This is a genomic window from Sulfurimonas sp. (assembly GCF_023228785.1).
In the GTDB taxonomy this organism is placed as follows: domain Bacteria; phylum Campylobacterota; class Campylobacteria; order Campylobacterales; family Sulfurimonadaceae; genus Sulfurimonas.
This window is the reverse complement of sequence record NZ_JALOAN010000010.1, coordinates 1-23,158: the sequence shown is the minus strand read 5'-3', so window position 1 is coordinate 23,158 and position 23,158 is coordinate 1. Positions and strand designations below refer to the sequence as shown.

Annotated in this window: 21 protein-coding genes; 17 read left to right on the top strand and 4 right to left on the bottom strand. The window is 34.4% G+C overall.

The genetic code is table 11. The features are described from left to right. The first annotated feature begins 14 nt into the window (after positions 1-14). Together M0Q24_RS03875 and M0Q24_RS03870 are read left to right on the top strand one after the other, a co-directional pair. Positions 15-2,291 (top strand): EAL domain-containing protein, encoded by a 2,277-nt coding sequence (locus M0Q24_RS03875; protein WP_295047551.1) that lies wholly within the window; start codon positions 15-17, stop codon positions 2,289-2,291. 3 nt (positions 2,292-2,294) lie between these two features. Then, positions 2,295-2,849, top strand: coding sequence for a methyltransferase domain-containing protein (locus M0Q24_RS03870; protein WP_295047549.1), 555 nt, complete (start codon positions 2,295-2,297; stop codon positions 2,847-2,849). Here M0Q24_RS03870 and recO read toward each other — a convergent pair. Next, positions 2,846-3,466 (bottom strand): recombination protein RecO, encoded by a 621-nt coding sequence (gene recO / locus M0Q24_RS03865; RefSeq protein WP_295047546.1) that lies wholly within the window; start codon positions 3,464-3,466, stop codon positions 2,846-2,848. The genes M0Q24_RS03870 and recO overlap by 4 nt on opposite strands. 175 nt (positions 3,467-3,641) lie before the next feature. Between recO and gltB the strand changes: the two genes are divergently transcribed. The 9 genes from gltB to M0Q24_RS03820 all read left to right on the top strand — a co-directional run bounded on the left by gltB (position 3,642) and on the right by M0Q24_RS03820 (position 14,999). Further along, positions 3,642-8,081 (top strand): glutamate synthase large subunit, encoded by a 4,440-nt coding sequence (gene gltB, locus M0Q24_RS03860; protein WP_295047544.1) that lies wholly within the window; start codon positions 3,642-3,644, stop codon positions 8,079-8,081. Positions 8,082-8,083: 2 nt separating this feature from the next. Continuing rightward, positions 8,084-9,466: a glutamate synthase subunit beta gene (locus M0Q24_RS03855; RefSeq protein WP_295047541.1), complete on the top strand. Its 1,383-nt coding sequence runs from the start codon at positions 8,084-8,086 to the stop codon at positions 9,464-9,466. 169 nt (positions 9,467-9,635) lie between these two features. Continuing rightward, positions 9,636-10,481: an acetyl-CoA carboxylase, carboxyltransferase subunit beta gene (gene accD, locus M0Q24_RS03850; RefSeq protein WP_295047538.1), complete on the top strand. Its 846-nt coding sequence runs from the start codon at positions 9,636-9,638 to the stop codon at positions 10,479-10,481. Then, positions 10,481-11,038, top strand: coding sequence for a thiamine phosphate synthase (locus tag M0Q24_RS03845; RefSeq protein ID WP_295047535.1), 558 nt, complete (start codon positions 10,481-10,483; stop codon positions 11,036-11,038). Before accD ends, M0Q24_RS03845 begins: the two co-directional genes overlap by 1 nt. Beyond that, on the top strand, positions 11,039-11,497 hold the full coding sequence (locus M0Q24_RS03840) for a 23S rRNA (pseudouridine(1915)-N(3))-methyltransferase RlmH (RefSeq protein WP_295047532.1): 459 nt from the start codon (positions 11,039-11,041) through the stop codon (positions 11,495-11,497). A gap of 11 nt (positions 11,498-11,508) precedes the next feature. Continuing rightward, entirely contained in the window at positions 11,509-11,859 is a 351-nt protein-coding gene (gene dksA / locus M0Q24_RS03835) for an RNA polymerase-binding protein DksA (RefSeq protein ID WP_295047529.1), read from the top strand. A gap of 17 nt (positions 11,860-11,876) precedes the next feature. Then, a complete protein-coding gene (locus M0Q24_RS03830; RefSeq protein WP_295047526.1) occupies positions 11,877-12,893 on the top strand; it encodes a hypothetical protein in 1,017 nt (338 codons plus the stop codon). After that, on the top strand, positions 12,893-13,846 hold the full coding sequence (gene dusB, locus M0Q24_RS03825) for a tRNA dihydrouridine synthase DusB (RefSeq protein WP_295047524.1): 954 nt from the start codon (positions 12,893-12,895) through the stop codon (positions 13,844-13,846). The genes M0Q24_RS03830 and dusB overlap by 1 nt, the downstream gene beginning before the upstream one ends. A 10-nt stretch (positions 13,847-13,856) precedes the next feature. Next, positions 13,857-14,999 (top strand): hypothetical protein, encoded by a 1,143-nt coding sequence (locus M0Q24_RS03820; RefSeq protein WP_295047521.1) that lies wholly within the window; start codon positions 13,857-13,859, stop codon positions 14,997-14,999. A gap of 7 nt (positions 15,000-15,006) precedes the next feature. On the opposite strand, the gene M0Q24_RS03815 is transcribed toward M0Q24_RS03820, so the two are convergent. The 3 genes from M0Q24_RS03815 to M0Q24_RS03805 are packed head-to-tail and all read right to left on the bottom strand — an operon-like array spanning position 15,007 to position 16,644. After that, complete coding sequence (locus M0Q24_RS03815) at positions 15,007-15,885, bottom strand: hypothetical protein (protein ID WP_295047518.1); 879 nt, start codon at positions 15,883-15,885, stop codon at positions 15,007-15,009. Next, positions 15,882-16,223: a flagellar motor switch protein FliN gene (gene fliN / locus M0Q24_RS03810; RefSeq protein ID WP_295047516.1), complete on the bottom strand. Its 342-nt coding sequence runs from the start codon at positions 16,221-16,223 to the stop codon at positions 15,882-15,884. The genes M0Q24_RS03815 and fliN overlap by 4 nt, the downstream gene beginning before the upstream one ends. A gap of 1 nt (position 16,224) precedes the next feature. Beyond that, entirely contained in the window at positions 16,225-16,644 is a 420-nt protein-coding gene (locus tag M0Q24_RS03805; RefSeq protein ID WP_295047513.1) for a chemotaxis protein CheX, read from the bottom strand. Between the two features lie 122 nt (positions 16,645-16,766). On the opposite strand from M0Q24_RS03805, the gene M0Q24_RS03800 reads away from it, so the two are divergent. The 6 genes from M0Q24_RS03800 (at position 16,767) to M0Q24_RS03775 (ending at position 22,983) form a co-directional block, all read left to right on the top strand. After that, positions 16,767-17,498: a sulfite exporter TauE/SafE family protein gene (locus M0Q24_RS03800; RefSeq protein WP_295047510.1), complete on the top strand. Its 732-nt coding sequence runs from the start codon at positions 16,767-16,769 to the stop codon at positions 17,496-17,498. Positions 17,499-17,507: 9 nt separating this feature from the next. Further along, positions 17,508-20,330 (top strand): excinuclease ABC subunit UvrA, encoded by a 2,823-nt coding sequence (uvrA, locus tag M0Q24_RS03795; protein WP_295047507.1) that lies wholly within the window; start codon positions 17,508-17,510, stop codon positions 20,328-20,330. Positions 20,331-20,339: 9 nt separating this feature from the next. Further along, positions 20,340-20,969 carry an NAD(P)H-dependent oxidoreductase gene (locus M0Q24_RS03790; protein WP_295047504.1) on the top strand — a complete coding sequence of 210 codons (630 nt, stop codon included), beginning with the start codon at positions 20,340-20,342 and terminating at the stop codon, positions 20,967-20,969. Positions 20,970-21,008: 39 nt separating this feature from the next. Then, complete coding sequence (locus tag M0Q24_RS03785) at positions 21,009-21,491, top strand: hypothetical protein (protein WP_295047500.1); 483 nt, start codon at positions 21,009-21,011, stop codon at positions 21,489-21,491. 156 nt (positions 21,492-21,647) lie between these two features. Next, on the top strand, positions 21,648-22,079 hold the full coding sequence (locus M0Q24_RS03780) for a glycine zipper 2TM domain-containing protein (RefSeq protein ID WP_295047498.1): 432 nt from the start codon (positions 21,648-21,650) through the stop codon (positions 22,077-22,079). Between the two features lie 370 nt (positions 22,080-22,449). Beyond that, entirely contained in the window at positions 22,450-22,983 is a 534-nt protein-coding gene (locus M0Q24_RS03775; protein WP_295047496.1) for a transposase, read from the top strand. The last annotated feature ends 175 nt before the right edge of the window (positions 22,984-23,158 follow it).

Here is a 23,158-nt window from a genome sequence, read left to right as displayed (position 1 = left end):
GGTATGATAGTTGAATGATACTAAAAAACAATATATGGAAGATATTTTATTTATTGTCAATCGTTGCTACACTGTTTTTAGTAACTCTTCTTTATTTTAATTATAAAGGGATAAAAGAGAGGTACACTACCCAAGTAGAGTACTACACTCAAATAGTGGCACAATCAATAGAAGCAGATTTTATGCAAAAAGATATGCTCTTAAGTGTTGTTGGAGAGAGCATCTTTAAAGAGTGCAAAAGTAGTTCTAAAGCCAAAACAGAAGAACTGTTTAGTCTTATACTAAAACACAATCCTTCCCTAGTTACTCTTGGTTTAGCTGATAAGAATGGTCAAGTTCTAGTATCTAGCTCAAACGTAGAAAAAAAAGATATAAATCTTATGACTAATGATAAAACTAGTTATGATTTTAAAAGATCTCTTAGCTCTGATCATATGGTAGTTTCAAGAACATACTATTTTGATGCTATTAATGAGTGGATTATTCCACTTAGGAAGGCTATACGAGATGATGATGGGAATATCTTAGGTGTTGTAATAGCTGGTATAAAAAATTCTAAAAACAGTAACTATCTTGATGCATTTGAACTTTCAAAAAATAAAATAGTAGTCATCTTAAAAGATCTAGATGATAAAGGCAATTTATATAAACTATACTATAGCCAACAAAACTCTTCTCAGATAGATCTATATGAAAAACCTATAAAAAAAGAGTTACTCTCTCATGTTAAAGAGATCTTTTACTCAAAGTACAAATACTCCATAAAAGAGTTAAGAAAGAGACCAAAAACAATTAGTCTTTTTATAAATAGTGATCAGATAGGCGATAATATAGTAGGTTTGAATTATGTTAAAAAATACAAGCTTTGGATATCTGTTGGAGGAAGTGTACAAGAGATAAAAGAGGAGTTTTCTAGAGAAGTAATCCTCTACATAACGATGTTTATTTTGACTTTTATAATATTTTTTATTCTCTTTAAAAGTGTAGCTGTATCTGAGAAGAGAAAAGATTTAGAGCTTATTCGTCAGGTTCAACACGACACTTTAACAAATTTACCAAATAGAATTTATATGTATGAAAACATACAAAACTATAGAAAGTTATATAACAATAAGTACTTTGTTCTATATCTAGATCTGGATAATTTTAAAAATATAAATGATAAGTTTGGACATATTGCCGGAGATGATATCTTAATCGAAGTTGCAAATAGACTAAATATGTTTTTTACTAAAGATGAAATGATTATAAGACAGGGTGGTGATGAGTTTATAGTTTTTGCTAACAATATTAATAGGAAAGAGATAGAGTTAAAAATTCAAGATCTTATAAACTATATATCTAAGGTCTATCATATAGGAAAGAGAGATTTTAGGATAGGGGTTAGTATAGGAATTGCTGAATGTCCAAAAGATGCAAAAAACATAGAAGAGCTTTTAAGCCTTGCTGATACTGCGATGTATCAAGCTAAAAAAATTAAAAATTCATACTCATTCTTCTCGGAAGAGATGCGATCACTAAATGCTTTTAGAACAGAGGTAGAACATGAACTAAGAGGCGCTATAGAAGCTCGTGAGCTTTGGATGGCTTATCAGCCACAGATAAACTCCGATGAGACACTTTATGGTGTTGAAGCTCTTGTTAGATGGCAAAACAAAAAGTTAGGGTTTGTCGCTCCTGATAAGTTTATATATGTAGCTGAAGAGAGTGGGCTTATGAAAGAGCTTGGAGAGTTTATCATACAAACTTCTCTAAGAGAGATAAAAATGGTTCAAGAAGAGTTAAGCCTCACTTTTAATCTCTCTATAAATATCTCAGTTGTTCAACTAATGGAAGCTGATTTTTTACCAAATTTACTAAAAGCAATAGCGCTAGAGAACTTCAATAGAAGCTCTCTGACGCTTGAGATTACAGAGTCTTTGTCTATAGAGAGTCTGGATGATGTTTTGCCTATTTTGTACGATATACAAGAACATGATATAAAGATATCTTTAGATGACTTTGGAACTGGTTACTCATCTCTTAGTATTTTAAGAGAGTTACCTATTGATGAGTTAAAGATAGATAAAAGCTTTATTGATAAGATCTTGTATGATGAAAGTGAAAAAAACCTAGTAGATAGTATAATAAACATAGGGAAAAATTTTCACATGAAAACCTTAGCTGAGGGAGTTGAAAGCATTGAGCAAATAGATGAGCTCAAGAGAAGTAATTGTGATATATTTCAAGGTTACTACTATTCAAAACCACTCTCTAGAGAGGATTTGATAAAATTTTTAAGAAAAGGATAAATTATGTTAGAAGATAAAAAAAGATGGAATGAAAAATATTCACAAAAGGAAGCACAAGAAAATGTCTCTCTTATATTAGAGGAATATGTAAGCCATGCAAATGTTGGCATTGCGCTTGATGTCGCTTGCGGAACTGGTAGAAATACTAACTTTTTAGCTCAAAAAGGCTTTGAAGTAGATGCAGTAGATATCTCAAACGTAGCACTAGATAAGATAGCTAAGCGACCTACTATAAATAAAATAGAAGCTGATTTGGATAAGTATAATATCACGCCAAATAAGTATGATCTGATCGTAAATGTGAACTATCTAAATAGACGTATAGTCTCTCAAATGAAAGATGGGTTAAAAAAAGGTGGAGTAATCATATTTGAGACATATTTACTTGCCCATGGAGATTTTAAGATTCCAACTATGAATCTTGACTATCTTTTACGCAAAAATGAGTTACTTCACTCCTTTATAGCTCTTGATGTTATCTACTATGAAGAGCGTATAGATGTAAATCCAAATGGCGAGAGAGTAAAAATAGCATCTATAGTTGCTAAAAAATCTTAAAGCCCTTCAAGTAAAACTATCCATAGTCTATCTATCTCTTTATCACTTAAAAAGATAGAAGACTTTGCCTCAAATAGCTCAATAAGCCCTTTTTTACTAATACCAAGAGTGTGAGAACAAGATCTATGAGTTGGCAGATATGCTCGAATGAGCGATATTTCATCATCTTTTATCTTGGTAGAACATAAAAAACAAACAAGATCTGAGTGAAGTCTTCCTTCATGTTCTAGTAGCTTAACATAAGACTCTACAGCTACTCTCTTAGGGTTTTGTTCACTCCACTTTTTTGATGCTTTATCTATTAGCTCAAAGTAAAAATTATCCAACTCCTGTGCATCTTGAAGATGCTTATAAAAGAGTGCTATAAAGTCTTGCCATAGCTTTAAGAGCTTATAGTTATTGATCCAAGTAAAACCTATATGGATGACATCTTTTAGTCTTGAGATAGTTGACTTTGCACTATCTTCTCTCTCATAATCTATCTTAAAACCAAGATTTATAACTCCATGTCTTGCTCCATAAAACCTGTAAAGCGTATCTAAGCTACCCTTTGTTATTATGGTAACTATTAAGTCTTCGTCCTTAACCTTGTTAAGTTTTATGATATAACCTTGCATTTTTGCTTCTTATTTACACAATTTTTTAATTTACTAATAAAATTTTAAGTCTATTATACTTTTTTAAAACTTTAAATAGTATAATGCACTGCTTATCTCTAAATATACTAAGTATGTTTAAAAAGAGGTTAAAAAAATCAAATATTTGTAAGAATGTTAAAAAAAAGGAGAAAATATGGCAAAACACTATGATTTACTAAGATCATTTAAAGACAACTGTGGTTTTGGTCTTATTGCAAACATAAAAAATATAGCATCTCATAAGGTTTTAAATGATGCAATCACAGCACTAGAGAGAATGATGCACCGTGGAGCAGTTGCGGCTGATGGGAAAACAGGGGATGGTAGTGGATTGCTTTTTTCAATGCCTGATGAATTTTTAAGACAAGAAGCATCTAAAAGTGGAGTCGAACTTCCAAAGCTTTTTGCAGTAGCATCTATCTTTTATAAAGAGAAAAAACATTTAGATCTTGCTACAAAAATCTGTGCAAGTAATGACTTAAAAATAGTCTTAAGCCGTGAAGTACCTATAGATACAAAAGCATTGGGAAATCAAGCTTTAAAAACACTGCCAAATATCGTACACCTCTTTATAACACCAAATTCAATAATGGCTACAAAAAGATTTGAGGCACTTTTATATCTTAGTAGAAAAGAGATAGAACACGCTTTAGTAGAGCAAAAAGAGTTTTATATCTCATCTATGAGTTCAAAAGTACTCTCTTATAAAGGACTTATTATGCCAACGCATATAAAAGAGTTCTATAAAGACCTGCAAGATAAAAATTTTAAAATCTCTTTTTCACTATTTCATCAAAGATTCTCAACTAACACACTACCAGAGTGGAGATTAGCTCAGCCATTTCGTGCAGTTGCGCACAATGGAGAGATAAACTCTGTAGAGGGTAATCGTATAAATGTTGAAATAAAGTCTGAATCCATAAATAGTGAAGTATTTAGCGATGAAGAGATACAAAGAATACTTCCAATACTTCAATTAGACTCATCTGATAGTGCATCTGCTGATAATTTTTTTGAGTTTCTAATAGCAAATGATATGGACTTCTTTAAAGCCGTTCGTGCTGTTATTCCATCGGCCTGGCAAAATGCTCCGCATATGGATCCAGAGCTTCGTGCTTTTTATGAGTATCAATCAACAGTTTTTGAAGCGTGGGATGGCCCAGCTGCTTTTTGTGTAACTGATGGTCGTTATATCGGCTGTACTTTAGATAGAAATGGTCTTCGTCCTGCAAAATATATAGTAACTAAAGATGATAACTTTCTTATAGCAAGTGAATATGGTGTTATAGATATACCACAAGAAAATATAAAAGAGAGAGGTCGTCTTCAATCTGGTGAGATGATAGGGCTTGACTTGAAATTTGGAAAGCTTTTAAAAAATGATCAAATAAATGACTACCTAAAGAGTTCAAATCCTTACATGAAGTGGTTAAATGAACATATGATCTATCTTCAAGAGCATGTAGAAGTGCAGTACACTAATAAGTGTGACTTTGAGATGCAAGATCTTGTAAAAAGACAAAGATATTTTAATGTAACTCAAGAGGTAGTTGAACAGATTATAGAGCCTATGATAATTGATGCTAAAGAAGCGGTTGGTTCTATGGGAGATGACACACCTTTAGCTGCATTTTCAAACAAACAAAGAAACTTTACAGACTTTTTTAAACAAAAATTTGCTCAAGTTACAAACCCTCCGATAGACCCAATTCGTGAGAGAGTTGTAATGAGCCTTAACGCTGGTTTTGGAGAGGTTCATAACATCTTAGATGAAATACCTTCTCATGCACATCGCTTAAAGTCTATCTCGCCTATTATAACTCGTGAAAAACTAGATGTTTTAAAATCTTTTGGAGATAAAAAATCGCCTCGTTATCAAGCTTTTTATCAAAATGAAACATTTTCAACTGCATATCAAGGTTCTTTAAAAGACTCATTAGATGTACTTATAAAAAAGATAGTCACAAGCGTACAAGAAGACGGAACAAGGATAATCATACTAGATGATTATGAGTTTAGTAAAGATAATAAAATCATCCCTATGGCTATGGTGGTTGGTCGCTTAAGCTTTGCACTTCTTGAATCTCGTGTTCGTCATCTCACTTCTATAGTCTGTATAACAGGTGAAGTGATAGATGCCCATAGTGCGGCTGTGCTCATTGGCTATGGAGCGAGTGCAATATATCCAAATCTTCTTTTTGCTATTGTGATAGATAAACTAGAGTCTTCAAAAGCTATTGATATGGAGTGTATTGAAGCACTAAAGTCTATTCATAGTGCTTTAAATGGAGGACTTTTAAAAATTATTTCTAAGATGGGGATCTCTACTATTGCTTCTTATCGTAATGCTGGGCTTTTTGACATTTTAGGACTAAATGATGAGATAGTCGATGAGTGCTTTAGAAGCTCGCATTCAGAACTTGGTGGACTAGGTTATGATGATATAGACGCAAGGATTTCAAAGTACCACAAAGAAGCTTTCATAGAAGGTGGATTTAATACAATCTTTCCACTAAATGTTGGTGGTTTTTATAAGTTTTATAATGGACAAGAACATCATGACTTTGGACCTAGTGTCATCCATGCTATTCATGCTGTGGCACAAAGTGGTAAAAAAGAGGACTACAACAAGCTAAGAGATTTAGTAAACAAAAGAGACTTAAAGTTTATTCGTGACTTTTTTGAGCTTAAATCTGATAGAAAACCTATAGATATCTCTGAGGTTGAGCCAAAAGAGGAGATCTTTAAAAGATTTGCATCTGCTGCTATGAGTTTAGGCTCTATTTCGCCAGAAGCACATGAGACCATTGCTATGGCTATGAATAAAATAGGCGCTCAGTCAAACTCTGGAGAGGGTGGAGAAGATGCTGTGAGGTTTGAGAGTGATAGAAACTCTAAGATAAAACAAGTTGCATCTGGTAGATTTGGTGTGACTCCTGCTTATCTTAGAAGTGCCCAGGAGATTCAGATAAAAGTAGCTCAGGGTGCAAAACCTGGAGAAGGTGGACAGCTTCCTGGTCACAAAGTAACCCCTCTTATAGCGAAACTTCGTCATACTGTACCTGGTGTTACTCTCATTTCACCACCACCACATCATGATATCTATTCTATAGAAGATTTAGCACAACTTATCTTTGATATAAAACAAGTAAATCCTAAGGCTAGAGTTGCTGTTAAGCTCGTCTCAGCCATAGGAGTTGGAACAATTGCCGCAGGTGTTGCAAAATCTTATGCAGATAAAATTATCATCTCAGGTGGAGATGGTGGAACAGGAGCTGCACCACTTAGCTCTATAAAGTTTGCTGGAAATCCATGGGAGATAGGTTTAAGTGAAGCTCATAACGCATTAAAAGCTAACAATCTTCGCTCACTTGTTGAGCTTCAAGCAGATGGCGGACTAAAATCTGGTCTTGATGTTGTAAAAGCTGCACTTTTAGGTGCTGAATCTTACGCTTTTGGTACTGGAGTTTTAACGATAGTGGGCTGTAAAATGCTTCGCATTTGTCATGTAAACAAGTGTACAGTGGGAATTGCAACTCAAAATGAAAAGCTTAGAGCGGAATTTTTCAAAGGTCATGTAGATCAAGTTGTCAACTACTTTACACTTTTAGCCGAAGATATTAGAAGTATCATGGCTGAGCTTGGTTATAAAACTATGGAGGAGATGGTAGGTCGTGTTGATTTACTTAAGGTTATGGACAATGACTTTGCAAAAAAGTTTGACTTTAGTTCCATCTTACATCAAGAAGAGGGAATAAATACTCATCAGCAAGAGTCAAATTTTCCTTTTGATGATAATGCTTTTGAAAAAGATCTCTTAAAAGAAGCAATGGTAGCTATAAAACACCCAGAACATCCTATTCGCCTAACAAGAGAGATAAGAAATACCAATAGAAGTTTTGGTGCTCTAATCTCAGGAGAGATAGCACAATATTATGGAGACGGGGGACTTAAGAGTGATACTATCAAGATAAAATTACAAGGTATCGCTGGTCAAGCTTTTGGTGCATTTTTGATTCATGGAGTCTCTTTGTATTTAGAGGGTGAGGCAAATGACTACATCGGTAAAGGAATGCATGGCGGTAAAATTATAATCACTTCTAAAAATGAGGGCGAAGATTTTACTGCAGGAGGAAACACTTGTCTCTATGGTGCTACATCTGGAAAGCTCTATATAACTGGCTCAGTTGGAGAGAGATTTGCAGTTCGTAACTCAGGAGCTTTGGCTATAGTTGAAGGATCTGGGGATAATGCTTGTGAGTATATGACGGGTGGTATCGTAGTTATTCTAGGCAGAACTGGAATAAACTTTGGAGCTGGTATGACTGGTGGGATTAGCTTTGTTTATGACAAAGACCATACTTTTGTTGAGAATGTAAATCGTGAGCTAGTTGAGGCTATTCGTATCGATACTGATGAGAGCGCAGATGCAAGGCATTTACTTAAAAAATTGCTAAAGAACTATCTTGTTGAGACTCAAAGTGCTAAGGCTAAAGATTTACTAGATAACTACAGAGTAGAGGTAAGAAACTTTTGGCTAGTAAAACCTAAAAACTTAACAAAACTTCCTCTTAGTGCGGACAAAGGAGACTAACCATGAAAGAGTACTTAACAACCCAAAGAATAGAAGCAAAAAAAAGAGATGTAGTTGAGAGAACAAAAGATTTTGGCGAGATATATGAGCTACTTGATGAAAAAGAGGCTTCAACTCAAAGCGAGAGATGCATACAGTGTGGTGATCCCTTTTGTCTAAATAAATGTCCACTTCACAACTATATACCGCAATGGCTAAAAGCTGTAGCGCAGAGTGATTTGGAGTTTGCATTTAAGCTCTCAAATGAGCCATCGCCTTTTCCAGAAGTGATGGGAAGAGTATGTCCTCATGACAGACTTTGTGAGGGAGACTGTACGCTAAATGATGGTCATGGTGCTATCACGATTGGCTCAGTTGAAACACACATAACAGAAGAGGGATTTAAAGCTGGATACAAGCCTGCTTTTCCTGGTATAACTACAAATAAAAGTGTAGCTATCATAGGAAGTGGCCCTGCTGGACTCTCTGCTGCTACATATCTTCTTCGCTCAGGAATAGCTGTAAGTATGTATGAAAGAAGTGATAGAGCAGGTGGACTTTTGACTTATGGTATCCCTAATTTTAAGTTAGATAAAAAGATAGTTGAGAGGCGTGTAAGACTTTTAGAAGAAGCGGGATTAAAACTAATCCTAAATTGTGAAGTTGGTAAAGATATCTCTTTTGAAGAGATAGCTAACTCACATGATGCGATGTTTGTAGGTATCGGTGCAACTAAAGCAAAAAAAGCATCACTTGTAGGTGAAGGTGCACCTAATGTTTACGATGCGATGGAGTATTTAACAGCGATGCAGAGAAAAAACTTTAAACTCTCTTATGATAAAAAGTTTGATTTTAAAGATCTAAATGTAGTAGTTATTGGTGGTGGAGATACTGCTATGGACTGCTTAAGAACTGCAAAAAGAGAAGATGCAAAAAGAGTTAGATGTTTGTATAGAAGAGATGCACAAAATATGCCAGGAAGTAAAAAAGAGTATAAAAATGCGATGGAAGAAGGTGTTGAATTTATGTTTAATGTAGCTCCAAAAGAGATTATTTTAAATGATGAAGGAAAGGCTCTAGCTGTAAAAGTAATAAAGACTACTCTTAGTGCAAAAGATGAGAGTGGTCGCCAAAAGATGGAGTTTGTAAAAGGAAGCGAGATGAAGATAAATGCAGATATTATTATTATGTCTTTAGGTTTTGATACAGAAATTCCATCTTTTTTGCACGAAAATGGTATCGAGATAAATAGTTGGGGTGGGATCGTAATAAATGAAGAAACACATGAGACTACTACAGCTGGAATATATGCAGGAGGGGACTGTTATAGAGGTGCAGATCTAGTTGTAAGCGCTGCATATGATGGAAGAGAAGCAGCTAAAAGTATAGTTAGAAATTTGCTTTAGTTTTTAAAGTATTTGGAGGCGTAACTTAGTGTAAACTCTCTCATAAGTCTACGCCCTTAGAATATATGAAACATTAAATAATATTTATTATAATTTATATGATTATTTCTAGTTTAAAGTATAAATACGATATAATCGCTCGCAATTTTATATATCAAAAGGATACTCTTTGAACCTCTTAAGCATTTTTTCTTTTAACTCAAACAAAAAACAAGTAATTAAAAACGAATCATCTTCGCACTGGGTAAAGTGTAAATCTTGTCACTCTTTGATGTACTACAAAGAGGTAGAAAATCAAAACTATGTCTGTCCAAAGTGTGGTTTTCATCTTCGTATCGGCGTAAATGAGAGAATAAAACTCTTAGAAGATGAAGGCTCATTTGTAGAATACGATGCAAATCTTCATCCAGTTGATCCTATAAAATTTGTTGACTCTAAAGCATATACAAAAAGGATAGAGGAAGGCTTTGCTAAGACTGGAAGAAAGTCTTCGGTTGTGAGTGGCGAGATAGTTATGAATGGTGTAGCAGCTCAAATCGTAATCTTTGACTTTGCTTTTATGGGTGGATCTCTAGGCTCTGTTGAGGGTGAGAAAATAGTAAGAGCGGTAAACCGCTCTATTGAGAAAAGACAAGGCTTAGTAATACTGAGTGCTAGTGGAGGTGCAAGGATGCAAGAGAGTACATTCTCACTTTTACAAATGAGTAAAACTTCAGCTGCACTTGCAAGACTTGCTAGGCACAATGTCCCATATATCTCAGTCCTAACAGATCCAACTATGGGTGGAGTGAGTGCTTCATTTGCAACTTTAGGAGACATTATCATCGCAGAACCTGGTGCTTTGATAGGCTTTGCTGGACAGAGAGTAATAGAGCAAACCATAGGTTCAGCTCTTCCTGATGGTTTTCAAAGAGCTGAGTTTTTGCTTGAGAAGGGTTCTATTGATATGATAGTAAATAGAAATGAGCTTAAAAAAACTCTCTCTGATATGCTAACACTCCTAAAAGCTTCTTAATGCGACTCTACGCTCTATGTGATCAAGAACTGATAGATAGGAATGAGCTCTCTTTAGAAGAGTTTGTAGCTCTTGCAAAAGCCAATAATGCAGAGATTATTCAGTATAGAAATAAAAATGCAGATATAGCCTTTATAAAACAACAACTCATTGCAATTAGAAAAATCTACGATGGCTTTTTGATAGTAAATGACGCTTATGAGCTTATAGAATTTTGCGATGGCGTTCATGTAGGACAAGAGGATTTAAAAGCCATAGATGAAGACGCTCTTAAAGCTGTAAAAATCCTTAGAAGTGTTGTTAAAGAGAAACTTATTGGTATATCAGCGCACAATGAAGAAGAAGTTCTTCTTGCAAATGAGATGGATTTGAACTACATCGGACTCGGCGCATATAGAGATACTTCTACAAAATCAAATATAACTACTATCTTAGGTAAAGAGTTAGACTCCATTGCGGCTAAGTCAAAGCATCTAGTCGCTGCTATTGGTGGAGTAAAGCTTGATGATGAATTTAATCATGTTACTTACAAAGTTATAGGAAGCGGGCTTTTATAAGTGGATATTGAGATTATTAGCATAGCAAAAAAAGAACGCTCTACTTATGACCCACTATATAAAGATCTTGCAAAAATGATATCTCGTTTTGCAAAAGTTAAAGATATAGAACTTTTTTCAAAAGATGTAACAAAAGCACACACTATCTCATCAGATGCCTCAAAAGAAGCGTATACAAGAGCTTTTGCTCCCTATATGGGTGGTAGTTTTTGCGTAAGTTTGCATCCGGAGGGCAAAGTAATCGATAGTTTTGAATTTAGTAAGCTATTAAATGATAGAATGTCCGTTAAATTTTTCATAGGCGGTGCTTATGGATTGCAAGAAGACTTTTTAAAACAAAGTGATGCAGTCATAAGTTTAAGTAATCTCACAATGAGTCACAAGATAGCAAAGGTCGTTTTGCTAGAGCAGATTTATAGAGGTTTTTCAATACTAAGTAATCATCCATATCATAAGTAAGGAATGTGTAAGTGCAAGAGAGTGAATTAAACTACTTTAAAGAGATATTAGAGAGTAGAAAAGAGCAAATTATAAAAAATATATCAGGCGTTAATGCTGAGTTGGCCCAATTAAGTTCTTTAGAATTAAATGATGAGGCTGACCATGCAGCTATGAATAACAACTCTATGGTAGAGAGCGCGATCGTAAGTCAGCAACAAAGAGAGCTAAGAGAGATAGATGTAACTTTGGCGAAAATTGTTAAAGGTGATTATGGTATCTGTGAGATGTGCGAAGACCCAATAGGTTTTCAAAGACTAAAAGTTAAGCCTCATGCGATATACTGTATAGATTGTAGAGAGATAGTAGAGAAGTCTAGTTAAATTTTAAGGAGCGAGTTATGTATATAAAAAGATACACAATAGCATCACTAATTCTGATTGCTTTAGTGGGATGGTATGTTTATTCATATGTCTCCCAAGAAATCATGACATTAAATGTGTTTGGTACTACTTTACCAGCCATGCCGACTGCTATTTGGGTGATTGTACCTGTTTTAGTACTATACATTGCTAGTGTTTTTCATATGTCATTTTATTCAATATTATCAAGTTTTAAACTTCGTAAATATGATAAAGACTATGAAAACATTGTAGATGCAATAGCTGAGGCATATTTAGCAAAAGAAAAAAGAGAACATAGTTACAAAACTCCAAGATTTAAGTTGCTAGGTTTTGTTATAGACAATTCGACTCTTTTTCCAGCAACTCTACTAAAAAGCGGAGTTGAAAATGAAAAGCTTCAAAACGTATTAACACTTATAGAAAATATTCAAAATGGTGAAGTGGTAGATCTTAAAAAGTATGCATTAAAACCACAAAATCCGCTAGTTATACAAAATGATAAAAATCGTTATAAAAAAGGTAACATTACAGCAGAAAATATTTTAAGTCATATAGCAAACTATGATGACTCTTTAGTTAAAGAAGCATATCTAGATATGCTTGAGACTGCTCCAATAACTCTAATAGAACAACATAAGCAATTTTTAACAAAAGATGGACTTTTAGTAGTTTTATCAAGAATCAATGCTTCTAAAAACTCTTTAGATATTGACAATGATGCTCTCATATCCTTAATAAATGCTCTTGAGTTAGATGCAAAAGATCTTATAGAGATATCAACTGCACTTGCTACTAATATGGTCCCAGAACAAAGAATGAAACTCTTTGAGATACTAGGCGAGAAGAGAGAAGATGGCTTTGAAGCTTATATATTTACTCTTTATGATTTAGAAATGATAGCTCCTGCTAATGAGTTGCTACTAAATACTCAAGAACATGAATATCAAAATTTCAAAGCATATAGTGCACTAAAAGAGTGTGGTAAAAACTTTAATATTAATCTTTTTATCTAATGCTTGATAAACTATCCTTTGCTAAACCTATCTATGTTCTAGCCCCTTTGGCTGGGTATACTGATCTACCTTTTAGAAGTGTTGCAAAAAAATTTGGAGCAGATCTAACTGTGAGTGAGATGATAAGCTCAAATGCGCTCTCTCATGGCTCACAAAAAACACTTCACATGTTAAAAAAAGCAAGCATTGAAGATCCTTACTCAGTTCAAATTTCAGGTTCAGATGTAGATGTTGTGAGATCTGCAGTTGAGATTTTAAATGAGCAAGATGGTATAGATATACTAGATCTAAATTGTGGTTGCCCTGTTCCTAAGGTTGTAGGGCATGGAAGTGGTAGTTCATTGCTTCTAAATCTTCCTCTAATGGGAGATATTATTAGAACTATGAAAGATACTTCAAATAAGAGCTTAACTAGCGTAAAAATTAGATTAGGCTTTGAGAAAAAAAATCATATAGAGATAGCAAAAATGGTTGAGGCGAGTGGTGCCGACTTTATAGCCGTTCATGGCAGAACTAGAGCAGGGAAGTTTAAGTCTGAAGTTGATTATGATGCCATTAAAGAGATAAAAGAAGCACTATCTATCCCCGTTATAGCAAATGGCGATATTGACTCATACGAGAAGGCAAAATGGGTACTAGAGCATACTGGCTGTGACGGTATTATGATTGGTCGTGGTGCCATTGGTGCTCCTTGGATCTTTCATCAACTTAAAAATGGAAGTAAAGATATAGAAAATAGTGTCAAACATGAGATAATCATGGAGCATTTTGACAAGATGATAGAGTTTTATGGAAGTCATGGTGTAGCAATGTTTAGAAAACATACACACACTTACTCAAAAGGCTATCAAGGTGCATCAGTGCTAAGAAATAGTGTAAATAATATATCTGACATTAATGAGTATCGTGATGTTTTAGATGAATTTTTCAAAAACAATCAACAGGTTAATTAATGGTTTATATATGTTAGAGATAAGCAAATCGATAAAAAAATTAGATGATATTGACATAGGTGATAATATCTTTCATTATGATTATAATGTTAATCATCTACTCTCACTCATAGCTTCTGGAATAGATAAAGAAGATACACTATATTTAAGTTCATACCGCTCATTTGAAGGTGAAGTTTTTGAAAATTTTATCTATGAAAAACTCCTAAGATATGCCCAAGAGAATGATAATATAGATAAGTTTATACTTAAAGGTTTTCATCAAAGAAGACAAAAAGCACATGCAAATACTCTCTCCATAAGTGAAAAGCAACAGATCGTTTATAGAACAAAAAGCAGAGAGATTAGCGAGTTTGATGCTATGTTTATTACAAAAGATAAAGAGCTCTATTTTGTAGAGATGACGCTTGTAAAGTCAGTTTTAAAACTGCGAAAAAGACTTAGAAAGAAAAAAGCACTCCTAGAGACTATCTTCCCAGATTATGAGATAAAAGCACTTATTATTTTAAACGAAGGTGCAACTGGAACTAGACAGTTTCCAGACTACTGTACAGTTTGGTTTACAAAAGAATTTACTGCAAAAGATGTGCTAGAGTACATTCAAAATCCTGACTCAAGAGAGCTATCTAAAATCTCAAGAGTCTGCTCTACAAAGATGATTGAAGCTCACTCACTTAAACTCTATCAGTTTAGATATTACAACACTATGTCATGGATTACAAAAACTCTAAGATCTCATAAAAAATTTGCGCTAGATATGAACTTTTTATATAAAGATACAGTGCAAAGATACCATGATCTATATAACAAGTTTTACATAGGTTACATAGATATAGCTGAAGCTAAAGAACTTCTAGATCTACAAGGTGAGTATCAAGAAGATCAAAGGGTTATAGTAGCTATTGAAAAAAAATACAGTGATGAGATAGTTCTAACTTACTACGTGCAGAGAAATCGTAAAAACCTCTATCTATACTCTTTTAGTGACGCTGGTAAAGTTATTAAAGAGAAAAAAGATCCATATGGGATAACTGTAACAGAAGTCTTTCATATAAATAAGATGATGGATGATAGTTATAAACTAAATTTGCCTAACCTAAAGAAGATTAAACAACTTCTAAAAACAAGGTTTGAAGTAGACTCAAAAAAGTAACTACTTCTTAAGCCTCGTAGGATATAGAAGCAGCTCTTTCTTTATAGGCTTGTAGAGGTTCTTTAGACTCTTTTCTTGGACTTAAAAGTCTTTCTAAATCTTCTTGTCTATTTCTCAAAATCGATTCAAATTCATCTTGGGTAGCTGGCTTGTTATCTGTAAACTTATCAAGTAAAATATTGTTTGAACCCATAAGAACTAAATAGCTTTGCTCACCAAAATCAAGCATAACTACACTACTTGAGTTATCAATACTTTTTTGAAATCTAATAGATACATTTTCATCAAACTTTGGCGTTTCTTGCATCTTAGTGCTATTTGATGTTGAAGAGTTGTATGCCCATTTATTTTGTTTAGTCTCTTTTGGTGCCATTTTTTTCTTTAGATATATTAAAATCAAAATGCCGATTATTAAAATAGCGATAACAATATAGTAGCTCTGACTCATTCCAGAATCTTGTTTAGTCGGCAGGAGTGCTAAGGGGTTATTAGTTGGAATTGGCGCTTTTGTTTGAGTAGATGATGTTGGAGAATTTAGGTGAAATCGTAGTCTAAGTCCATATGAATCAGATGTTTTTGAAGCTTGCAACTCTACTGATGGAGCTACAGATGCAACTATTTGTGTATATCCAGACATAGGTGTTATGCTAAGAGAGTGCAAAAATTTTGAAGAGAGTTTTTTTGTTTTAAATGACTCTATATTTGCATCTGTTAGTTTTATGGTGATGATAGAGTTAGAAACACTCTGTTTTATAACACCTTCATAAGGAGTGTCAAAAGTTATCATAACATCTGCTCTATCTGTTCTATCGTAGATGTTATAGCTTAAAATTTTTGATGCATTTAAAACTAGAGGAAGAAGAGCGATAAGCAGAAGTCTAATCATAGTCTCTCTTTGGAGAGATGATATAAAACTGCACTTGAATCTAGGATCTCATTTATACGAATAGCGAGATTTTTTTCATAAACCATAACCTCTCCTTTTCCTAAAATACGACCATTTACATATGTCTCAACACTCTCTCCAGCTGGTTTTTTAAGGTCAATAATAGCATCTTTTTTAAGATCTAATATCTCAGCTATAGTCTTCTCAGTCTCTCCTAAATCAGCTATGAACTCTACTTCCATATCTAAAAGCCCACCATAGTTCATCCATGAAAGTTCTTTGTCTGCATTATAAGGAGCTTGCGGCTCTCCATAATAGTATTTGCTCTTTTTAGCCACTTTATATCTCCTTGATGGCTACTACCATCTCATCACTATCTATCTTAATAGTTTTTGCTTCATCAAACTCAAAGTCAAACACAGCTACTTTTTCAAAGCAAGGTGTTGCTATGGTGTAAGACGCATCAACTCCTTGAGCTAAAACTTTAGCACTTCCTATAATAAGGTTTGCAGTCTCTAACGTCATATCTATAAGAGTCTCTTCATCACTCTCATCTTCTTCTAAAAACACCTTTGAGACTCTTTGCATAAATCCTAGATCTGATGCTAAATAGACTCTAAATTTTCTAGGTTCTGTTGTTTGTATATCTATGTAAGCAATAAGTGTTCTCTTTTTAGATATAACATCACTAAGAGTGTGCGGATCTCGAATCTGGTGAATACAAAAATTTTCTGAAGCTTTTATTATTGTTTTTAACATTTATGCCCTTTATTGAACTTGATTATACTTCATCCAATCTCAAAGCAAAATTAAACTCAAGATAATAAAACAACGATAAAGCCTACTAGGTGTATAATTCGAAAAAAGTTTAATGGCGATAAATGATTGAGTTAGTCTTTCTTGGCACCACTGTTGGAATCCTCTCTGGCTTTTTTGGTATAGGGGGTGGAACTATTTTGGTGCCACTTCTCTTAATAATAGGCTATGAGACAAAGGTGGCTATTGGTATAGCAGTTGTGCAGATGGTCTTTAGTTCTGTTTATGGGAGTTATCTAAACCATAAAAAAGGTACACTAGATAGTGCAATGATTGGTGTTATCGGTGTCGGTGGTTTTATAGGAGCATTGCTTAGTGGAGGCATCGCATCTAGTTTTGATGATGAAACATTAGAGGTAATATTTTTACTCTTTGCTATATTTGCACTTTTGAGACTCTTTTTTAAGACAAAAGAAGAGTTGACTCAAAGAAAAGTAAACAAAGTAGTACTATTTGTTATAGGTTTTGCTTTGGGCGCTATTAGCATGACAATTGGTGTTGGTGGTAGTATTTTGCTCGTTCCAATTTTAGTTGGCTTTTTACATGTACCACTAAAAAAAGCGATATCAGCAGGTCTCTTTTTTGTGGTTTTTTCATCCATAGCTGGACTTATCTCTCACGCAAAGATAGGTCATGTTGATTTTGAGACTGGTGCTATCATAGGCTTGGCATCTCTATTTGGAGTCTATCTTGGCATCCATTTAAAAGACAAAGTAGGCGTAGTGATACAAAAAAGACTTTTGGTCATCTTTTACTTTTTAGTAGTGGCATATTTAATACAAAGAATATTTATTTAGGAATTTAAAATGAAAAAAGATTTTATAACAATAACTGGTGCAAGAGAAAATAATTTAAAAAATATTAACTTAGAGATCCCGAAAAATTCACTTGTTGTAATGACAGGTATAAGTGGAAGTGGTAAGTCAACTCTAGCTTTTGATACTCTTTATGCTGAGGGACAAAGAAGATATATGGAGTCTTTGTCATCTTATGCAAGACAGTTTTTAGACCGTGTTGGAAAACCTGATGTTGACAAAATTGAAGGGCTAACTCCAGCCATCGCCATTGATCAAAAAACAACTTCAAAGAACCCTAGATCTACAGTTGGAACTATTACTGAGATCTATGACTATTTTAGACTTCTATATGCAAGAGTTGGCGTGCAGCACTGCCATAAATGTAATAAAATTATCTCACAGATGTCAGCAGCTGACATAATAGCCGAGGTTGCAAAACTTCCAGAGGGTGCGAAACTAGCTCTTTTGGCTCCACTTGTTCGTGAGAAAAAAGGTTCATACGCAGATTTGCTTGAGTCTTTAGTTCATAAAGGTTATGTAAGAGCGATGATAGATGGCGTTATGGTTAGACTCGATGAAGAGATCGAACTTAGTAAGACTAAAAAACACACCATAAAAGTTGTCATAGACAGAGTTGTAGTAAAAGTTGAGAACAAAGAGAGAATAGCTTCTGATGTTGAGAAGGCTTTAAAAGAGAGTTACGGAGAGCTTGAGATAGACATACTAAACTATGAAGAGCTTGGCTTAAAGCATAGCAATATTCACTATAGTGAACATAACGCTTGTTTTGACTGTAAGATAAGTTTTGATCCACTTGAACCACTCTCTTTTTCATTTAACTCGCCAAAAGGCGCTTGTACAGAGTGTGATGGTTTAGGACTTCGTTACGCACTTGATTATGAGAAGATCATAGATGTAGATCTAAGCGTTGAAAAAGGGGCGGTAAAAATTGTTTATGGTTTTAACAAAGGTTACTACTTTACATTTTTAAAAGGCTTTTGTGCGCATAACGATATAGATATAACTGTGCCATACTCAGATCTTCCAGATCATCAGAAAAAAGCGATACTCCATGGTGGAATCGATGAAGTTACATTTCTTTGGAAAAACCATCCAGTAAAAAGAATGTGGCCTGGAATCGTAAAAATAGCTTACGATATGTTCAAAGATGAAAAAGAGTTAGCTGACTATATGAGTGAGAAGACTTGTAATATCTGTAACTCTCATAGACTAAAACAAGAATCTTTAGCTGTTAGAGTAGGGGATAAAGGTATTGCAGAGATTTTAGATATGCCGATCTCTAAGACTTATGAGTGGTTTGCAGATACAACAAACTTTGAACACTTTGATACTCAAGATACTCAAGTGGCTCAGCCAATACTAAATGAGATAAGGGAGAGACTCTACTTCTTGCACGATGTTGGACTTGGTTACATAACACTAGGGCGAGATGCTAGAACTATTAGTGGCGGAGAGGCTCAAAGGATCCGTATTGCATCGCAGATCGGAAGTGGATTGACAGGGGTTTTATATGTCTTAGATGAGCCGAGTATTGGGCTTCATGAGAGAGATACAAAAAAACTCATAAGAACACTTCGAAGTCTTCAAGAAAAGGGTAATAGCGTTATTGTGGTCGAACATGACAAAGAAACTATTGAAAATGCTGACTATATTGTAGATATTGGTCCAGGCGCTGGAAACTTTGGTGGAGAGGTTGTATTTAGTGGAACGCTAGATAAACTAAAAAAAGCTAAAACTCTTACTTCAGACTATCTATATGGAAGAAAAAAAATAGAGTACTTCTATAGACGCCCTCAAGATAAGTTTATAGAGATAAAAAATGTCACGCTAAATAATATCAAAGATCTAAGTGCAAGGATTCCACTAAATAACTTTGTCTGTATAACTGGTGTGAGTGGGAGTGGAAAGAGTTCTTTGATGCTTCAAACTCTTCTTCCAACAGCAAGAGAGCTTTTAAATCATGCAAGAAAAGTGAACAAAGTCGCGGGTGTTGAGATCACAGGCTTAGAACATGTTGATAAGGTTATATATCTAGATCAAAGCCCAATTGGTAGAACTCCACGCTCAAATCCTGCAACTTACACAGGTGTTATGGATGAGATCAGAAACCTTTTTTCTCAAACAAAAGAGTCTCAGATCCGTGGATATACAACTTCAAGGTTTAGTTTTAATGTTAAGGGTGGAAGATGTGAGAAGTGTCAAGGTGAGGGTGAGATAAAGATAGAGATGCACTTCTTACCAGACATCATGGTCAAGTGTGATACATGTAATGGAACTAGATACAACCAACAGACTTTAGAGGTCTTTTATAAAGGAAAGACTATTTCTGATGTACTAAAGATGAGCGTTGATGAAGCTTTTGAGTTTTTCAAACCAATACCTAAGATCCATCAAAAGATGAAAACACTAAGCGATGTTGGACTTGGCTATATTACTCTAGGACAAAACGCAGTAACTCTCTCAGGTGGAGAGGCTCAACGGATCAAACTTAGTAAAGAGCTAAGTCGTAAAGATACAGGTCAAACGCTCTACATCTTAGATGAACCTACAACAGGGCTTCACTTTGCAGATGTGGACAGACTTACAAAGGTTCTTCATCACTTTGTAGAACTTGGAAATAGTGTTTTGATTATAGAACACAACTTAGATATGATTAAAAATGCTGACTGGATCATAGATATGGGACCTGAGGGCGGATCTGGCGGTGGACTCATCATCGCAGAGGGCTCGCCTGAGGATTTGATAAAAAACTATAAAGAGACCAATAGCTATACCGCTGAGTATTTGATAAAAGAGTTAGAAGAAAATTAGGAGAAGATTATGGACAAAACATTTGAAGAATCACTAGGATTTAGACACGCTTGTAAGGTTTTTGATGAGTCAAAAAAGATAGCACAAAAAGATTTAGAATTTATACTAGATGCAGGAAGGCGTGCTCCATCTTCTTTTGGTATGGAGGCTTGGAAGTTTTTAGTTATAACAAATGAAGAGTTAAAAGCTAAGCTAAGACCGCTTTGCTGGAACCAAGCTCAAATAACTTCTTGTTCGCATCTAGTTGTTGTTTTAGCTGGAATTGAGTCTGTAAAAGTAGAGTCTGGTATACCAAAAAAGAGATTTGCAAGACGAGAGATGCCAGAAGATAAACTAGACTTTTATCTTAATCTTTATGCAGAGCATCTAAAAGAGACACTTAGTAGTGATGAGAATATTTATGCTTGGACTGCTAAGCAGACTGCATTTGCAGCTGCAAATATGATGAGTGCAGCAGCAGTTTTAGGTATTGATTCTTGCCCTATAGAGGGTTATGACAAAGATGCGCTTGAGGCTCTTTTAGATCTTGATAAGAGTAAGTTTAGACTCTCTATGCTTCTTCCACTAGGTTACAGAATTAACGAACAATCTTCACAGCAAAGACTTAGCTTCGATGAAGTTGTTGAGTATATAAACTAGAAATGATATAATATTTTTCAAATAAAAGGAAAGTTAAAATTGAAATTTAAAATAATTACGCTTATATTATCATTCATAACCATTTTACTTATGAATGGATGTAGTGGACAGGGAAATAGCATTAACATTGCATCTTTTCCAAAGCTTTTTGTACCAACATCGATGCTTAAAGAAGACAGTATTACAGTAAATACAAAGAATAAATACCGAGTAGATGGTCTAGGTATGCTTGGTTCAACTGTAGCATTATGTTATATATATGATAATGAGATTAACGAAGAAAATTCTTTCAAATTAAGATATAAATTTGAGGATATGGGTTATGGATTTACTTCATGGATGGAAGGTAAATACTGGGATATAGCTAGCCAAGATTATTTATTATATACTGGTAAAAGTGTTGGAAATAAAAAAGTATTATGCAAAAGAGAACCAAATGGTTTTGCTTCAGCATTTAAAGATTTTGAAACAGGCTTTCTTACACCAGAAATAATTGATGAAAAAGTTAATTCCAATATGTGATAATTTATACTTCTTCTAACTCCTTAGGTTTTATTTTGTAGTGTATACTAGACTAATATGAATATTGGATTTTTCTTATTTCTAAATTTTGATATGATTCTTTTTAAGTTCTAAAGGTGTATAAATAAGGTGTAAATAAAACAGAGGAGTATAGTAATGAAAATATTTTATATATCGGTTTTGAGTCTTTTTTTGCTTGGAGGATGTGCGACAAATAATGGTCCGGAGTATGATGGTAATAGTTACAAACAAATCAAGAGATATGAGATAGGAACAGTTATAGCACAAAGACCTGTGGTTATTAGTGATAATGGCACTGGGACATTTTTGGGAGCTATAATAGGTACAGTTTTGGGCTCAACGGTGGGTAGAGGACATGGAACCTCTTTAGCAATGCTTGGCGGTGGTTTGGCTGGTGGATATGCTGGAAGTGAAGTAGGAAAGGCAAATGGAGAGGAACTTAGTGTTGAACTAGATAGTGGTGAGATGGTTATAGTTGTTGTAAAAGGTCAAGAACTTATAGACTTAGGTGATCGTGTTAGAATCATTAAAGATGGCAACAAAGTAGCACAAGTTGATAAAATTTAAGATAGAGTAGGGATTCCATATCCACTACTTAAATTTATATATATTTCATACCCTAAGCTTGAGAGTATAATATCAAGTGTCTTTACGGAGAGACTTCCAGGCTCACCTCTTTCTATCTTTTCTCGTTCCCAAATTTTACTTGGGAATGCATACAGATAAAACATACAGGAATGTATACACTCCCAAGCACAGCATGGGAGCGAGAGGGAGCGAGATGGGTGGGCACAGCATGAGAGCTAGGTGGCAAGGGAATAAGAAAAATTATAGTTATTTCACAGTCTCTTTAATTGAAAACTAGAAAAAATGACAATATGCATTAAAGTTACATATCATAAAACCATCTGATATCATTTAGTAAAAAGGCAACTTAATGGGAAGAAGTAGATATAAGATATATGAGCCAACTCATCCGCACTTTGTTACATGTACCATCCTTCACTGGATACCTATATTTACAAGAATAGAGACTACAACTATTATATTTGATAGTTTAAAGCATCTTCAACACACAGATAACCTAAAACTATATGCTTATGTGATACTTGAGAACCATTTACATTTGATTGTAAGCAGTGACGACATAGGTAAGAGCATGAAAAAATTTAAAGCACATACAGCAAAAGAGATTTTAAAACTACTTCAAGAAAGAGATGTAAAAACTATACTTGATCAGTTGGCTTTTTATAAAAAGGCGCACAAAAAAGAGACAACATATCAATTGTGGGAAGAAGGAATACAGCCTAAGCTTATAAAAGATGAGAAAATGATGGTTGAGAGGATTAACTATATACATCAAAATCCTGTAAAAAGAGGTTATATAGATGAATCTAAGTTCTGGCGATATTCTAGTGCTAGGGATTATGAAGGTGTTGAGGGATTGATTGATGTTTGTAGGCTTTGGTGAGTCTATGCGTGTCCTCTCGTTCCCAAGTTTCCTCTCGTTCCCAAGTTTTGAGACTGTGAAAGAACTTCTTCTTTGCAGTCTCATTTTTCTAAATAAATAAGACAATTATTTCTAAATCTGTATATGATATTTTTATTGAAAATAAAGACCGTATATTGCATACTATTGGTGATAT

What these genes read in the sequence shown, in the direction of transcription:
- M0Q24_RS03845 (WP_295047535.1), top strand. Translation starts at nt 10,481, where the DNA reads ATGCGACTCTACGCTCTATGTGATCAAGAACTGATAGATAGGAATGAG.
- M0Q24_RS03805 (WP_295047513.1), bottom strand. Translation starts at nt 16,644, where the DNA reads ATGTTAAAAACAATAATAAAAGCTTCAGAAAATTTTTGTATTCACCAG.
- M0Q24_RS03775 (WP_295047496.1), top strand. Translation starts at nt 22,450, where the DNA reads ATGGGAAGAAGTAGATATAAGATATATGAGCCAACTCATCCGCACTTT.
- M0Q24_RS03800 (WP_295047510.1), top strand. Translation starts at nt 16,767, where the DNA reads ATGATTGAGTTAGTCTTTCTTGGCACCACTGTTGGAATCCTCTCTGGC.
- M0Q24_RS03820 (WP_295047521.1), top strand. Translation starts at nt 13,857, where the DNA reads ATGTTAGAGATAAGCAAATCGATAAAAAAATTAGATGATATTGACATA.
- M0Q24_RS03870 (WP_295047549.1), top strand. Translation starts at nt 2,295, where the DNA reads ATGTTAGAAGATAAAAAAAGATGGAATGAAAAATATTCACAAAAGGAA.
- dusB (WP_295047524.1), top strand. Translation starts at nt 12,893, where the DNA reads ATGCTTGATAAACTATCCTTTGCTAAACCTATCTATGTTCTAGCCCCT.
- gltB (WP_295047544.1), top strand. Translation starts at nt 3,642, where the DNA reads ATGGCAAAACACTATGATTTACTAAGATCATTTAAAGACAACTGTGGT.
- M0Q24_RS03780 (WP_295047498.1), top strand. Translation starts at nt 21,648, where the DNA reads ATGAAAATATTTTATATATCGGTTTTGAGTCTTTTTTTGCTTGGAGGA.
- M0Q24_RS03875 (WP_295047551.1), top strand. Translation starts at nt 15, where the DNA reads ATGATACTAAAAAACAATATATGGAAGATATTTTATTTATTGTCAATC.
- M0Q24_RS03790 (WP_295047504.1), top strand. Translation starts at nt 20,340, where the DNA reads ATGGACAAAACATTTGAAGAATCACTAGGATTTAGACACGCTTGTAAG.
- recO (WP_295047546.1), bottom strand. Translation starts at nt 3,466, where the DNA reads ATGCAAGGTTATATCATAAAACTTAACAAGGTTAAGGACGAAGACTTA.
- M0Q24_RS03815 (WP_295047518.1), bottom strand. Translation starts at nt 15,885, where the DNA reads ATGATTAGACTTCTGCTTATCGCTCTTCTTCCTCTAGTTTTAAATGCA.
- M0Q24_RS03830 (WP_295047526.1), top strand. Translation starts at nt 11,877, where the DNA reads ATGTATATAAAAAGATACACAATAGCATCACTAATTCTGATTGCTTTA.
- M0Q24_RS03855 (WP_295047541.1), top strand. Translation starts at nt 8,084, where the DNA reads ATGAAAGAGTACTTAACAACCCAAAGAATAGAAGCAAAAAAAAGAGAT.
- uvrA (WP_295047507.1), top strand. Translation starts at nt 17,508, where the DNA reads ATGAAAAAAGATTTTATAACAATAACTGGTGCAAGAGAAAATAATTTA.